The sequence below is a fragment of the Christiangramia sp. 3-2217-3z genome, from assembly GCF_051195275.1.
GTDB lineage: Bacteria > Bacteroidota > Bacteroidia > Flavobacteriales > Flavobacteriaceae > Christiangramia > Christiangramia marina.
Window position 1 is genome coordinate 418,726 of sequence record NZ_JBNJLI010000001.1, and the last position, 13,591, is coordinate 432,316.

The 13,591-nt window shown below is 39.1% G+C and carries 13 protein-coding genes; 6 read left to right on the forward strand and 7 right to left on the reverse strand.

The window, feature by feature from the left end; translation table 11 throughout:
* Nucleotides 1-3: 3 nt before the first annotated feature.
* The 3 genes from ACSHZO_RS02035 to ACSHZO_RS02045 are packed head-to-tail and all read right to left on the reverse strand — an operon-like array spanning nucleotide 4 to nucleotide 3,420.
* Nucleotides 4-1,599, reverse strand: a complete 1,596-nt coding sequence (locus ACSHZO_RS02035; protein ID WP_298246424.1) for an FMN-binding glutamate synthase family protein — start codon at nucleotides 1,597-1,599, stop codon at nucleotides 4-6.
* A complete protein-coding gene (locus tag ACSHZO_RS02040) occupies nucleotides 1,599-2,873 on the reverse strand; it encodes an amidohydrolase (protein ID WP_298246425.1) in 1,275 nt (424 codons plus the stop codon). Before ACSHZO_RS02040 ends, ACSHZO_RS02035 begins: the two co-directional genes overlap by 1 nt.
* 10 nt (nucleotides 2,874-2,883) lie before the next feature.
* A complete protein-coding gene (locus tag ACSHZO_RS02045; RefSeq protein WP_298246426.1) occupies nucleotides 2,884-3,420 on the reverse strand; it encodes a DsrE family protein in 537 nt (178 codons plus the stop codon).
* 153 nt (nucleotides 3,421-3,573) lie between these two features.
* Between ACSHZO_RS02045 and ACSHZO_RS02050 the strand changes: the two genes are divergently transcribed.
* The 4 genes from ACSHZO_RS02050 to ACSHZO_RS02065 all read left to right on the forward strand — a co-directional run bounded on the left by ACSHZO_RS02050 (nucleotide 3,574) and on the right by ACSHZO_RS02065 (nucleotide 7,957).
* The gene (locus ACSHZO_RS02050) at nucleotides 3,574-5,895 is read left to right on the forward strand and encodes an ATP-dependent helicase (protein WP_298246427.1); all 2,322 of its coding nucleotides are present in this window, start codon (nucleotides 3,574-3,576) and stop codon (nucleotides 5,893-5,895) included.
* Between the two features lie 234 nt (nucleotides 5,896-6,129).
* Nucleotides 6,130-6,342, forward strand: a complete 213-nt coding sequence (locus ACSHZO_RS02055; RefSeq protein WP_141877135.1) for a DUF2945 domain-containing protein — start codon at nucleotides 6,130-6,132, stop codon at nucleotides 6,340-6,342.
* Nucleotides 6,343-6,397: 55 nt separating this feature from the next.
* Entirely contained in the window at nucleotides 6,398-7,018 is a 621-nt protein-coding gene (locus tag ACSHZO_RS02060) for an L-threonylcarbamoyladenylate synthase (RefSeq protein WP_298246428.1), read from the forward strand.
* A 102-nt stretch (nucleotides 7,019-7,120) separates the two neighbouring features.
* The gene (locus ACSHZO_RS02065; RefSeq protein WP_298246429.1) at nucleotides 7,121-7,957 is read left to right on the forward strand and encodes an alpha/beta fold hydrolase; all 837 of its coding nucleotides are present in this window, start codon (nucleotides 7,121-7,123) and stop codon (nucleotides 7,955-7,957) included.
* 47 nt (nucleotides 7,958-8,004) lie between these two features.
* Here ACSHZO_RS02065 and ACSHZO_RS02070 read toward each other — a convergent pair whose 3' ends face one another.
* From ACSHZO_RS02070 to ACSHZO_RS02085, 4 genes are all read right to left on the reverse strand, one after another.
* Complete coding sequence (locus ACSHZO_RS02070; RefSeq protein WP_298246430.1) at nucleotides 8,005-9,066, reverse strand: hypothetical protein; 1,062 nt, start codon at nucleotides 9,064-9,066, stop codon at nucleotides 8,005-8,007.
* Between the two features lie 123 nt (nucleotides 9,067-9,189).
* Nucleotides 9,190-10,035 (reverse strand): OmpA/MotB family protein, encoded by an 846-nt coding sequence (locus ACSHZO_RS02075; RefSeq protein WP_298246431.1) that lies wholly within the window; start codon nucleotides 10,033-10,035, stop codon nucleotides 9,190-9,192.
* A gap of 90 nt (nucleotides 10,036-10,125) precedes the next feature.
* Nucleotides 10,126-11,124: a glycosyltransferase family 2 protein gene (locus ACSHZO_RS02080; protein ID WP_298246432.1), complete on the reverse strand. Its 999-nt coding sequence runs from the start codon at nucleotides 11,122-11,124 to the stop codon at nucleotides 10,126-10,128.
* A complete protein-coding gene (locus ACSHZO_RS02085) occupies nucleotides 11,121-11,570 on the reverse strand; it encodes a type I restriction enzyme HsdR N-terminal domain-containing protein (protein ID WP_298246433.1) in 450 nt (149 codons plus the stop codon). Before ACSHZO_RS02085 ends, ACSHZO_RS02080 begins: the two co-directional genes overlap by 4 nt.
* Nucleotides 11,571-11,653: 83 nt before the next feature.
* On the opposite strand from ACSHZO_RS02085, the gene holA reads away from it, so the two are divergent.
* Both holA and menA read left to right on the forward strand, forming a co-directional pair.
* Nucleotides 11,654-12,658, forward strand: a complete 1,005-nt coding sequence (gene holA, locus ACSHZO_RS02090; RefSeq protein WP_298246434.1) for a DNA polymerase III subunit delta — start codon at nucleotides 11,654-11,656, stop codon at nucleotides 12,656-12,658.
* Complete coding sequence (menA, locus tag ACSHZO_RS02095) at nucleotides 12,659-13,561, forward strand: 1,4-dihydroxy-2-naphthoate octaprenyltransferase (protein ID WP_298246435.1); 903 nt, start codon at nucleotides 12,659-12,661, stop codon at nucleotides 13,559-13,561.
* Nucleotides 13,562-13,591 lie beyond the last annotated feature (30 nt).

Consider the following 13,591-nt stretch of genomic DNA (forward strand, 5'->3'; position numbering starts at 1 on the left):
GTATTAATGTATAGCGTCTTCAGTTATTTGTAGCGATTTTAAATCAAGGTTACCACCTAAGTGTGGACACGTCACTAATTCTGTTACAGACTGGAAATTTACTTTATCCTTAGTATATCCAAAAGTAGATTCTAATGTATTTGAAAGATTCTTATCACTTAAGTTGATCTCGATATCGTTGGTGGTGAACTGTGCGGGATGTTCATGACCACAGGCATGCGTAATTTGAAGCAGCTCTTTTCTGAATTTTACAAAGTAGAAATTAGTACGCATCGATTTATCTGCAATATCAATACCTCTTTGCAGCCATTTATTCTGAGTTGCAATTCCAGTAGGGCAGGTATTGGTATGACAGCTTTGAGCCTGTATACAACCAATACTCATCATCGCTTCCCGACCAACGTTGATACAATCTGCACCCAAAGCAAATGCCATCGCAGCTTTTGCGGGGAATCCAAGTTTACCAGCCGCTACAAAAACGACCCTTTCAGTAAGCTCATATTCCTGAAAGATCTTGTAAACATCACTAAAACCGTAGATCCAAGGGACGGAAACATGATCTGCGAAACTTGGAGGCGCAGCACCGGTACCGCCTTCACCCCCGTCTATAGTAATAAAATCGGGTCCGTGATTTTTAGATTTCATGATCCCTGCAAGTGTATGCCAGTCATCAAGATTTCCAATGGCAGCTTTAATTCCTACCGGAAGACCTGTGGCCGCTGCAATTTCCTCAAGAAAAGTAATCATTTCTTCAAGGTCGCCGAAAGCTGAATGGTAAGCCGGTGAAAGAACATCCTTTCCCATTGGAACTCCCCGTATTTCTGAAATCTCTTTTGAAATCTTTTTGGCTGGAAGAACACCTCCTTTTCCAGGTTTTGCACCCTGGGATAATTTAAGTTCGATTGCTCTCACCTGTGGATTTTCCTGTACCAGTCTGACTAATTTGGACATGTCGAAATTACCCTGTTCATCTCTGGTTCCAAAGTATCCGGTTCCTATCTGGAAAACAACATCTGCACCTTTTTTGTGGTAAGGAGACAATCCGCCTTCACCAGTATTATGATAAGCTCCGGAAAGTTTACAACCTTCGTTCAAAGACTCTATAGCCTTTGCTGAAAGTGAACCATAACTCATTGCCGACACGTTAATTACTGAAGCCGGTCTAAATGGTCGTTTCCGATTATTGTAGGTTCCCATTGCCTTTGCGCAAGGGATCAATCCCGAGTTTTTCTGGTTTGGATGTCCTGCAGGTAATTTATAAGGGAGAATGGAATTTTTGACAAAAATATAGTGCGAAGAATACATGTCCTGGTCTGTACCGAAGCCCTCATAATTATTTTCATTTTTTGCTGAAGCATATATCCAGCTTCTTTCACGCCTGTTGAAAGGTAATTCTTCCCTGTTATTGGCTACCAGATATTGTCTAATTTCAGGTCCAATGCTTTCCAGGAAGTAGCGAAGATGCCCAACCACGGGGAAATTGTGCTTAATAGTATGCTTCCGATTAAAGAGAACATCGTTAATAGCGATGATTACTAATATGAGTAGTATCCATCCCCACCATGGGATAGAGGTTAAAAAGCTTAAAATTTGATCCATTAGGAATTACTTAAAAAATCAAGGGTTAATTGTGTCATTGTTTTCACACCAAGTAAAAGTCCGCTTTCATCAATAAAAAAGTCGGGAGTATGGTGCCTTGTAGGTTCGGCATTTTCAGGCATTCCACCTAAAAAGAAATAAAATCCTGGAACTTTTTCCTGAAAAAAGGAAAAATCTTCTCCACCAGTGGTTGCCTTCATTAAATTTACGTTCTCTTTTCCAGCAACATTTTCAAGTGTGGGAAGCATTTGTTTAGTCAGGGCTACATCATTAAAAGTGATCGCGGTATTATTCTGAATATCGATCGTAGCAGAACCACCGTATGCCTTGGCAATTGCCGGGACAAGTTCGCGCATTCTGGATAGGATCACTTTTTTATTTTCTGGATCTAATGTTCTAACGGTACCAATAAGTTCGGCAGTTTCAGGAATGATATTAAATCGCACACCACTGGTGATCTTTCCAACCGTAATTACAGAAGCCGACTCCGTTAAATCTGCGTTTCTACTGATGATAGTTTGCAGACCATCAATGATCTTTGCAGAAATAAGTATTGGATCCACACCACTCCATGGAGCTGAACCATGCGCCTGTTTACCCTGGACATTGATTACAAATCTTTCCACTGCTGCCATGGTGCCTTCAGGTTTGTATTTGATCGTACCTACTAGAGTAGCAGCATTAATATGCAATCCAAAGATGGCATCTACATCAGGATTTTCAAGAACACCTTCTTTGATCATTAGGGCAGCTCCACCTTCCTCACCCGGTGGCGGTCCCTCTTCAGCAGGTTGAAAAATAAATTTCACGGTTCCATTGATCTTGTCCTTATGCTTTGAAAGAATTTCAGCAACACCCATAAGAATTGCGGTGTGAGTATCATGTCCGCAAGCATGCATCACTCCGGTTTGAGAACCTAAGAATTCAGTGGTTTTAATTGACTTAAATTCCAGATCATTTTTTTCTGTCACCGGTAGCGCATCGATATCTGCTCTAAGAGCCAGGGTTTTGCCAGGCTTGTCACCTTTTAAAATTCCCACCACCCCGGTCTTTGCAATTTCAGTAGTAGTTTCGATACCAAGTGACTTCAGGTGTGCTGCTATCTTTTTAGCGGTTTCGAATTCACGATTGGATAATTCCGGATTTTCGTGAAAATCTCTTCGCCAATCGATCACCTTATCTTCTATATTCTGAAATTCATCTTCTGGAACATTCTGCTGCGCCTGAAGTCCAAGTGTTGCCAGAAAAATGCTTAAAGTAATTATATGTTTCATCTTAGAAAGTTTAGAATTTTATCAAATGATAACCATCTGCCTGAAGTTGCACAAGTGCTGTCATTGCTGAAAGAGCATACTTTATATCTTTATGAACATTTTCAGGATCTACATTATGATGTGCTGCACTCTGCCCGCATACGATAAGTTCTGTTCCGGCATTTGCCAGTGCTGTAAACAGCGGAGTATTCGGATTTTCTTCAGTATCAGGATACGCCTCAGAATACGAAGCATCATCGAGAACATCCTTGTTGGCTGAGCCATGAAAGACCAAAGCGAGATGCATATTTTCAGGATCTACTCCAGCTTTTTGATGCATATTTAAAAATCGGGCGGCTGTTTCTACCAGTTTATTGACTTCTGCAGGATCAAAATTCCTGTCGATATCAAATACCACATTGTATACCAGATTGGTATCTGCTTCAATTTCGGCATGAGGAACAATGATGGTTTTGCCATATTCAGGAATAACATTTCCAGGTTCAAATTTTTGAGCAAAAGATAAATTTACCCAAAGAATAGTAAATAGCAAAATCAATTTCTTCATGGAAGTAAGATGGAATAATGTTGAATTTTTAAAGATATTAAAATATCGTGCAATGCTTCAGAAGACTTCCTTAATGTTTAAAAATCGGTTGGATACGGGTTTAGTTTTTTGAGCATTTTAGTTACCTTTCAGCATTAATAAAATGGAGAAGATTTGGAAGCTTACTTAGCTGAATTAAATGATGCACAAAGGGCCCCGGTGCTGCAGAAAGACGGACCAATGATCGTTATTGCCGGTGCGGGATCTGGCAAAACAAGGGTGTTAACCTACAGGATTGCTTACCTGATGAATCAGGGAGTGGATGCGTTCAATATTCTTTCGTTAACCTTTACCAACAAGGCAGCACGGGAGATGAAACAGCGTATTGCCAAGATCGTTGGAAGTAGCGAAGCGAAGAATCTCTGGATGGGAACTTTTCACTCTGTTTTTGCTAAAATGCTGAGGTTCGAAGCCGATAAACTTGGTTACCCTTCAAATTTCACCATTTACGATACTCAGGATTCTCATTCGGTGATTAGAGCGATCATAAAAGATATGCGTCTGGACAAGGATGTGTACAAATACAAACAGGTCTACAACCGGATTTCTTCTTATAAAAATAGTCTTATCACGGTAAAGGCCTATTTCCAGAATCAGGAATTACAGGAGGCCGATGCTATGTCCAAAAAGCCAAGATTGGGAGAGATCTACCAGCAATATGTAGATCGCTGTTTCAAGGCGGGTGCGATGGACTTTGATGATCTGCTTCTAAAAACGAATGAATTACTGAACAGGTTTCCGGATGTACTTCACAAGTACCAGAGTAGATTTAAATATATCCTGGTGGATGAGTATCAGGATACCAATCATTCTCAGTATTTGATCGTAAGAGCACTTTCAGATAAATTTCAGAATATATGTGTGGTAGGAGATGATGCCCAGAGTATCTATGCTTTTCGTGGTGCCAATATTAATAACATTCTGAATTTTCAGAAGGATTATGATAATGTACAGATGTACAGGCTTGAGCAGAATTACAGGTCTACCCGAAACATTGTACATGCTGCCAACTCAATTATTGATAAAAATAAGACCAAGCTGGATAAGATCGTATGGACCGCGAATGATGACGGGCCAAAGATCGTTGTGAATAGGTTACTTACAGATGGGGAAGAGGGGCGTTATGTTGCCAGTTCTATCTTTGAGAACAAAATGCAACAACAGCTTAATAATGGTGATTTCGCCATCCTTTATAGAACGAATGCGCAGAGTAGGGCGATGGAAGATGCGCTGCGGAAGAGGGATATTCCTTATAGAATTTATGGCGGACTTTCATTCTACCAGCGAAAAGAGATCAAGGATGTTCTTTCTTATCTAAGACTTATACTGAATAATAAGGATGAAGAGGCTCTGAAAAGAGTGATCAACTATCCAGCGCGAGGAATTGGACAGACCACGATGGACCGGCTTTCTGTAACCGCCAATCAGCATAACAGGTCTATTTTTGAAGTTATTCAGAATCTGGACAAACTTGATCTTAAGATCAACCGAGGAACGCAGACCAAACTGGAGAATTTTGTGAATATGATCCAGAGTTTTGCCATTTCCAACGAAACTATGGACGCCTTCCAGATCGCTGAAATGGTGACTAAAAAGACCGGGCTGGTTCAGGAACTTAAAAAAGATGGTACACCTGAAGGAATTGCCAGAATTGAAAACATAGAAGAATTGCTTAATGGTATCAGGGATTTTGTGGAAGGTCAGCGGGAGATCGCAGACGCCACTGGATCTCTATCAGAATTTCTTGAAGATGTGGCACTTGCTACAGATCTGGATAATGATACCGGGGATGATGATCGAGTTGCACTCATGACCATTCACCTGGCCAAAGGTCTTGAATTTCCTTATGTATATATCGTAGGAATGGAAGAAGATCTTTTTCCATCGGGGATGAGTATGAATACAAGAAGCGAACTTGAAGAAGAACGCCGATTGTTTTATGTAGCTATAACCAGAGCCGAGAAGCAGGCCTATCTTACCTATACACTTTCCAGATATCGCTGGGGTAAACTTGTAGATGCCGAGCCTAGTAGATTTATTGAGGAAATCGATGAGCAATACCTTGAAACTCTGGTGCCACAGGATGATTATAAGTACAAGCCCTTAATAGACACAGATATCTTTGGAGATGATGTGGATAAGAGCAAATTAAGACAATCCAAACCCAGAACAGGGACACCACCTCCTGCACATAAACCTTCTGAAGAACAGCTGCGTAAACTTCGAAAACTAAGGCCAGCTGCAAAAGAGCCGGAGAAAGCAATGAACACTTTGAATCTTTCCGCGGGGGATGAAGTAGAGCATATGCGTTTTGGAAAAGGTAAAGTTCTTAAACTTGAGGGTGTTGGCCAGGATCGAAAAGCTGAAATCGAATTTGAACAGGGCGGTATAAAGAATTTACTCTTACGTTTTGCGAAGCTGAAAATTCTTTCCTAAAAATTTCTAGAATTACTGTAGAAAATACATATATTAGCTCAGAGTCGTATAAATCCCTACATTTTTACAACTCCAGAAACCAAATAAAAAACAACGTTTTTATAGAGACCTGCTTTTAGGTCTCTTTTTTTATGCCTCTTCGGGAATAAGTTAATCTTCTTGTAAAACACTGTTAGCGATTTATTTAAATTCCTTCGGTAATTTGATCTATGAACTATCTTGAAAAAAAAAGTTATGATTAAAGAAGGAAGTAAAGTAAAATGGGAATGGGGAAATGGAACTGCGGAAGGAAAAGTGCAAAGTACATTTACCAAGAAAGTAACCCGTACGATCGATGGAAATGAAGTGACCCGCGATGGAGAAGAAGGCAACAAAGCATTGTACATCGAACAGGAAGATGGTAGCAATGTTTTGAAACTTGAAAGCGAAGTTAAAAAGGCAGACTAAGACCTTAGATTTGCGCGGAATATCTTAATTTTAAGAAGATCAAAAACATACTAATATGGCTGAACTTCTAAGAATTTACGATGAAAATCCTGCACCAAAACATATAAATAAGGTAGTAGAAGTCCTCAAAAAAGGAGGCCTTATCATATATCCAACAGATACCATATATGGGTTGGGATGCGATATCACCAATAACAGTGCATTAGAAAAGATTGCGAGGATCAAGAACGTAAAACTGGAAAAAGCTAATTTTTCCTTTGTTTGCGAAGATCTTAGCAATCTTTCTGATTATGTAAAACAAATCGATACAACTACCTTCAAGATTCTTAAAAGATGTTTACCAGGCCCATATACTTTTATATTACCGGGCGGAAATAATCTTCCAAGTGTCTTCAAAAAGAAAAAAACAGTAGGGATCAGGGTTCCGGATAATTCCATTTGTCAGGCGATAGTCAAGGCACTTGGTAACCCAATTATTTCAACCTCGATTAGGGATGAAGATGAGGTACTGGAATACAGTACAGATCCAGAATTAATTCGTGAGAAATGGGATAACCTGGTGGATCTGGTAATCGATGGTGGTTATGGCGATAATGTTGCTTCAACTGTAATCGATCTTACAACGCCAGAGCCCGAAGTAATCCGTGAAGGAAAAGGTTCCGTTGAAATCATGTAAAATTTTAAGATTTCCCGCTCTTTCTAGTTAATTCGCTATTAAAGCCTTATCAGGTTTTTTCAAACTCATTATGGGATAGTAACTTAAAAGAAAAAATAAGTTATGAGTACATTAGAGACTACAACTAAAGTTAAGGGGCAACCTATTAATTTATATTATGAAGACTATGGTGAAGGTAAACCGGTAATTTTAATTCATGGTTGGCCATTAAGTCATAGAATGTGGGAATACCAGATAGAACCTATCGTTGAGGCAGGATTTAGATGTATTGCCTACGATCGCAGAGGTTTTGGAGCAAGTGATAAGCCATGGACTGGATATGATTATGATTCGCTGGCAAAGGATTTGAATGATCTTATCAATAAATTAGACCTTAAGGATGCTACGATCGTTGGTTTTTCTATGGGTGGAGGAGAAGTAGCCCGCTATATCGCAAACTACGGAACTTCTAAATTAAGCAAAGCGGCATTGATATCCGCAGTGCCACCATTTATGCTGAAGACTGACGATAATCCTGATGGATTGGAAGAAGAGACATTTGAGGGTTTTAAAAAGAATCTTAGAAAGGACCGTCCCGGATTTTTATCAGAATTTGGAGACCAATTTCTCAACTTCGAAGACAATGCAGATAGAATAAGTGAAGATATGGCGCACTACTATTGGTCTATAGGATGTCAGGCATCACCGAATGCCACTTTGGAATGTGTCGACTCGTTCGGAAAAACAGATTTTAGAGAAGATCTAAAGAAATTCGATATTCTTACGCTGGTTGTTCATGGTACCGCAGATCAAGTCGTACCTATTAAAATGTCTGGAAAAAAGAGTGCCGAAATGATTGCAAATAGTGAATACCACGAGTTGATGGATGCTCCACACGGTCTTGTTCTAACTCACACTGCAGAGTTTAACAGGTTACTCGTAGATTTTCTTAAGAAGTAACCTATAATTAACTAAATGAATGAAGCCCTCTAGCGAGGGCTTTTTTATTACATGGATTCCAAAAACGCCGTATGTATTTCTAATGGATTTCCTGGTTTTCCTTTCTTTTTCTCAGAGTACGCCAGTTCGAAACCGCTTTGGGCAGCTTTCAATCTTTGAGCAGGTGTTCCATGATGACCTGGACTTTCAGTAAAACAATCTCCGGAACTATAGCTCATGTCGAAAAATGATTCGATGCGCTTCCAATTATAAGTTGCACCTCTTTTGTGACCCAGAAAATAAGCTGCTGCAAAATCTGCCTCTAGTTCTCTTAAAAGCTCAGGATTCTCTAAATTGATATAGTCACTCTTCCATTGTTGATTATACTCAAATTGAGCCTGGTGCCACCATTCGTGAGCAAGGAGTCCGCTAAAGGCTATTTCTCCGGGAATCCCTGATTCTTCCAGTAACTCCAAAATACCATCACTTATGACCAGAAGACCATTTGATCTGGTAAATGCATCGAGGGCAAAGAAGGTATTTTCGGGGATCTGCGTGCTTTTCTCATAAGTTTCAATAATATGTGAAGCTTTAATTCTGGCTTCTGTAGCATTGCGAATGCTACGATCGAAGCTTTCTATCATATCTGCTAATTGCTGCGGATCTTCCAGGGTTGCGGTATGCTGTCCATTTAAATAGATCTGCCGGTCAAGCTGCCAGAATTTCTGAAGTTCTCGTATGCGTTTATCTGCTAGATGATCGTATTGTCCATCACTACCATAATAATTCGGACCAATATAATGAGTAACATATTTGGTATGAAGGTCTCTTAAATAGAAAACCGGTTCCACATCAAAGTTTGGATCTTCAATCAGTTTCTCGAAATTCTTCCGAAGTAGACTTTGAAACGACGTGATTTCGCAGGATCGATTTTTAGCCGGAGGATATTCAATCTCGGTAAGCATTTTATAAGAGTTGAGATCAATTTCTCTAATTTCAAACTCAGCTGAAGTATAAATGTTTTCTGTTGATTCGGTCTTAGTTTCAATAGTTTCCGAGGAGCAGGATACCTGGAACAGGGAGAGACCTAGAAGAAGTATTCCGCTACTAATTTTGAGTGCTTTCATCATTAGTGATTTAGAGAGTAGGGAATACTACTAAAATAATATAAATTCCTGAAGATCAGATGTTAAAACTGATAAATAAAAAAGCCCCTGCAATGCAGAGGCTTTGATATATAGAAAGGTTTATAATTAGTTAGACTGAGAACTAGCTTTCTCCATTCCATCTTCGATCATACTATAGAATTGATCAAGTTTAGGAAGAACAACAATTCTTGTTCTACGGTTCTTAGCACGACCTTCAGCAGTTTCATTGCTTGCAAGTGGTACATAGTAAGATCTACCTGCAGCAGTCATACGAGCTGGCTCAACACCAAACTCATCCTGAAGAACACGTACTACAGAAGTTGCACGTTTCACACTTAGATCCCAGTTATCTTCGAACATAGAAGTGCTGATTACTTTGTCATCTGTATGACCTTCAACCATAAATTCGATATTTGGCTTGTTGTTTACAACAGTAGCTACTTTACCAAGAACTTCTTTCGCACGAGATGTTACGTTGTAACGACCGCTATCGAAAAGTAATTTGTCTGAAATAGATACGTAAACAACACCTTTCTCAACATTAATCTCGATATCCTCATCATTAAGGTTGCCAAGAGCTCCTTTAAGACTGGTTACAAGAGCAAGAGTTACAGAATCTTTCTTGTTCATTGCATCTTGCATAGAACGAATTGCAAGGTCTTTTTCTTTGATACTTTCCAAAGAACGTTCCATGTTCTCAGCTTCTTTCTTAGAAAGAGTTGCTAAGTTCCCTACGTTGTTCAATAACGCAGCATTGGTATTATTTAAATTTGCAACCTGGCTATTTAGACGCTCTTTTTCATCAAGACAGGAGTTCAATTTTACTGTAGCAGTATTTAATTGATCCTGAGTTTCACGTTGTTTTGTTTCAAGTTCATTGTATTTTTTCTGTGAAACACATGAAGATAGCAAAAGGGCCGCAGTAGCCGACATTAGCATGATTTTTTTCATAACTAGTTTCTTAAATTTTAAATTGTTTAGAGGTCAAAAATATCAAAAAAATAGCAAGGTGGAAAGCTATTTTAACATTTCCTTTTTATATTATTTTTTGAGTTCACAATAGCGGGCCTTTTTAAGGATAAAATGTTGATACACAATAGAACGCAATTCATAATATCGCTCAATTTTAAAATGATCGGGACGCTTTTTTCTAATCTTGTTAAATGATGAATAGAAGCTGCCATGAGCTTTTAAAATTGCCGTAAAATGATCCACTTTTCCTTCGCTTAAAAACTTCAGAGCAGCAACTCCGTCAAGGATCATTCTTCCAAATAATATTGGAAGTAAATCTGTCAATCTAAGGTTTTTCAGCAATAAAAAAAGACCATTTCTAAAATTATAATAGGTTTTTTTGGGATCCATACTTGATAAGGTCGCTCCACCTACGTGGTAAACGACAGAATCTGCTGTATATTTTATGCGATATCCCATATTCTGAATTCTCCAGCAGAGATCTATTTCTTCCTGGTGAGCGAAGAAGTCTTCGTCAAGTCCGCCAGCTTCCTGGTAAACTGAATTTCTAATGGCAAAGCAGGCGCCTGAAGCCCAGAAGATTTCATGGTTGTCGTCATACTGTCCTTTATCTTCCTCCATTTTCTGAAAAATCCTTCCCCGGCAGAAAGGATATCCAAATTGGTCTAGATAACCACCGGCTGCACCGGCGTACTCAAAATGATCCTTTTTCTTGTAATCAAGTATCTTTGGCTGAATTGCCGCTACCTCTGCTTCTTTCTGAAAGATTTCCTTTATTGGAACCAGCCAGTTGCTGGTCACCTCCACATCACTATTCAGTAAAATGATAATTTCTTCGGAAACCGACTTTAAAGCCTCGTTATATCCGCCGGCATAACCATTATTCGACTTATTCTGAATAATTTGTACCTGTGTAAAGCTGCTCTTTAATATCGCTACCGATTCATCTGTAGAATTATTATCAGCTACATATAATTGCGCCTCGTTAGAATTTGTAATAACCGAAGGCAGGAATTTTTTCAAAAGATCTTCCCCGTTCCAGTTCAGGATAACTACAGCTATATTCATGTTCGTTGATATTCCGGTAATTCGGTTAGAAATATATAGGTTTCCTTTTCATAATCCATCTGGCAAAAGTAATGTTCAATCCCGTTAGTTACCATCAAATAATTTGCTTTTAAGCTCAGGTTATACCTGGCGATCTGGTCGAAGGTGTCCTGAGTGATCTTAATTTTTGGTGCTTTACATTCCACGATAATATGGATATTACCTTTTGGCTCGAACACAACCACATCATACCTTTTAGTGAGACCGGCGATCTTTAATTGCTTTTCAACATTGATAAGACTTACCGGGTAATTTTTTTCTTTTTCCAGAAACTTAACGGTATGTTGACGTACCCATTCTTCAGGCGTAAGGATGATAAACTTTTTCCGTAGATCGTCAAAAACAGCTACTTTATTTTGATTATTTTTGAACCGAAATGAGTAGGATGGAAAATTCAGCTTCTGCATTTTTCAAAAGTAATGAAGATTATTCAGTGATAAAATATCACCTTCAGTTTTCCATCCATTCATAAATCGCCGTAAACTCCTCTATGGACGAAGCCAGAAAAATTGTAAACGAGATTAAACAAGGTGATATTAAACCTATCTATTTCCTGATGGGTGAGGAAACCTTTTATATAGACGGAATTTCGAATTATATCGCAGACAATCTTCTTTCCGAAGAAGAAAAGGGTTTTAATCAAATGACCCTCTACGGAAGAGATACGAATATCGAGGAGATCGTGAGTAATGCAAAGCGGTATCCCATGATGGCCGAAAGGCAGGTAATTATCGTAAAAGAAGCTCAGGATCTTTCCAGGACTATCGAAAAACTGGCAGATTACGCTGAAAATCCTCAGCCTACCACAGTATTGGTGATGTGCTATAAATATAAAAAGATCGATAAGCGACGGAAGCTGCATAAAACCATTGCGAAAACTGGTCTTATTTTCGAAAGCAAACGACTTTATGAGAACCAGGTGGGAGATTGGATCATGAAGACAATGAAAAGTCGGGGATATTCAATTTCTCCAAAGGCTTCTCAAATGCTGGTTGAATTCCTGGGAACAGATCTTGGGAAGATCGATAATGAACTTCAAAAGCTTCAGCTTATTTGCAAGAAGGAAACGCTTATTAGTCCGGAGATCATTGAAGAAAATATCGGGATTAGCAAAGATTTCAACAATTTCGAATTGCGTAAGGCGATTGGAGAAAGAGATACTTTGAAGGCGCATAGAATAATCAATTATTTTGCTCAGAATCCTAAAGACAATCCACTGGTAGTGACCATTAGTCTGTTGTTTTCCTATTTTTCCCAGATCCTGCAATACCATGGCCTTAATGACAAATCCAAAGGAGCTGTTTCCAAGCAACTAAAGATTAGTCCTTATTTTGTGGGTGATTATATCACTGCAGCGAGAAATTTTCCAATGAAAAAAGTAAGTAAGGTGATTAGTGATCTGCATGAAACTGATGTGAAAAGCAAAGGGGTAGGCGCTGCAAACGTTTCACAGGGAGATCTTCTAAAAGAACTTCTTGTAAAAATCATGAATTAAATGAGCAAATTTTCAACCTGGGTTGGTGCGGCAAGGCTGAGAACACTTCCATTATCCATTTCAGGGATAATTGTAGGTAGTAGTATCGCTGCGCAACAAGGACAATTCAACCTCGCAATTTTTAGTCTCGCTCTGGGAACTACTCTTGGTTTACAGATCCTTTCTAACTTTGCTAATGACTACGGTGACGGAGTCAAAGGAACCGACAATGAGGACCGGATAGGGCCTATGCGGGCCTTGCAAAGTGGTATCATCACCCAGAAGGAAATGCTTCGTGCGATGGTTATTACCGCGGTTGCAACTTTTATACTAGCTGTATTACTGATCTATGCTTCTTTCGAAGACGAAAATTGGATCGCTGCGCTGGTGTTTTTGATATTGGGAATAGGTGCTATCGTCGCTGCGATCAAATACACGGTTGGGAATTCTGCCTATGGTTATCGCGGTAGAGGGGATATATTCGTTTTTATATTTTTTGGACTCGTTGCCGTCTATGGTAGTTACTTTTTATATACTCATGATCACAACTTTATAAGCTTCTTACTGGCAGTAGCCATTGGTTTTTTAAGTGTCGCGGTTCTCAACCTTAATAATCTTCGGGATAGAATTTCAGATGCGAAAGCTGGTAAAAATACGCTGGTGGTGAAATTGGGAGAGCGAAAGGCGAAGAATTACCATTACCTGTTAATTATTGGAGCTTTGTTCTTTATGATGATCTATTCAGCAATGGTATCCAGGGAACTGGATGATTATATGTATCTGGTAGGTTTTATTCCACTCATTTTTCATTTAATACGCGTAGGTAAAAATGAGAACCCTAAAGATCTGGATCCCGAGTTAAAGATAGTGGCGCTCTCCACATTTGGAATCTCAATTCTATTTGCGATAGGACTTGTGCTCTAAGGTTTAAGTTTAACAAAACTATATAGCCAG

Excerpts from the sequence above, each read along its gene's own strand:
- ACSHZO_RS02035 (WP_298246424.1), bottom strand. The coding sequence starts at position 1,599 with ATGGATCAAATTTTAAGCTTTTTAACCTCTATCCCATGGTGGGGATGG.
- ACSHZO_RS02040 (WP_298246425.1), bottom strand. The coding sequence starts at position 2,873 with ATGAAACATATAATTACTTTAAGCATTTTTCTGGCAACACTTGGACTT.
- ACSHZO_RS02045 (WP_298246426.1), bottom strand. The coding sequence starts at position 3,420 with ATGAAGAAATTGATTTTGCTATTTACTATTCTTTGGGTAAATTTATCT.
- ACSHZO_RS02055 (WP_141877135.1), top strand. The coding sequence starts at position 6,130 with ATGATTAAAGAAGGAAGTAAAGTAAAATGGGAATGGGGAAATGGAACT.
- ACSHZO_RS02060 (WP_298246428.1), top strand. The coding sequence starts at position 6,398 with ATGGCTGAACTTCTAAGAATTTACGATGAAAATCCTGCACCAAAACAT.
- ACSHZO_RS02065 (WP_298246429.1), top strand. The coding sequence starts at position 7,121 with ATGAGTACATTAGAGACTACAACTAAAGTTAAGGGGCAACCTATTAAT.
- ACSHZO_RS02070 (WP_298246430.1), bottom strand. The coding sequence starts at position 9,066 with ATGATGAAAGCACTCAAAATTAGTAGCGGAATACTTCTTCTAGGTCTC.
- ACSHZO_RS02075 (WP_298246431.1), bottom strand. The coding sequence starts at position 10,035 with ATGAAAAAAATCATGCTAATGTCGGCTACTGCGGCCCTTTTGCTATCT.
- ACSHZO_RS02080 (WP_298246432.1), bottom strand. The coding sequence starts at position 11,124 with ATGAATATAGCTGTAGTTATCCTGAACTGGAACGGGGAAGATCTTTTG.
- ACSHZO_RS02085 (WP_298246433.1), bottom strand. The coding sequence starts at position 11,570 with ATGCAGAAGCTGAATTTTCCATCCTACTCATTTCGGTTCAAAAATAAT.
- holA (WP_298246434.1), top strand. The coding sequence starts at position 11,654 with ATGGACGAAGCCAGAAAAATTGTAAACGAGATTAAACAAGGTGATATT.
- menA (WP_298246435.1), top strand. The coding sequence starts at position 12,659 with ATGAGCAAATTTTCAACCTGGGTTGGTGCGGCAAGGCTGAGAACACTT.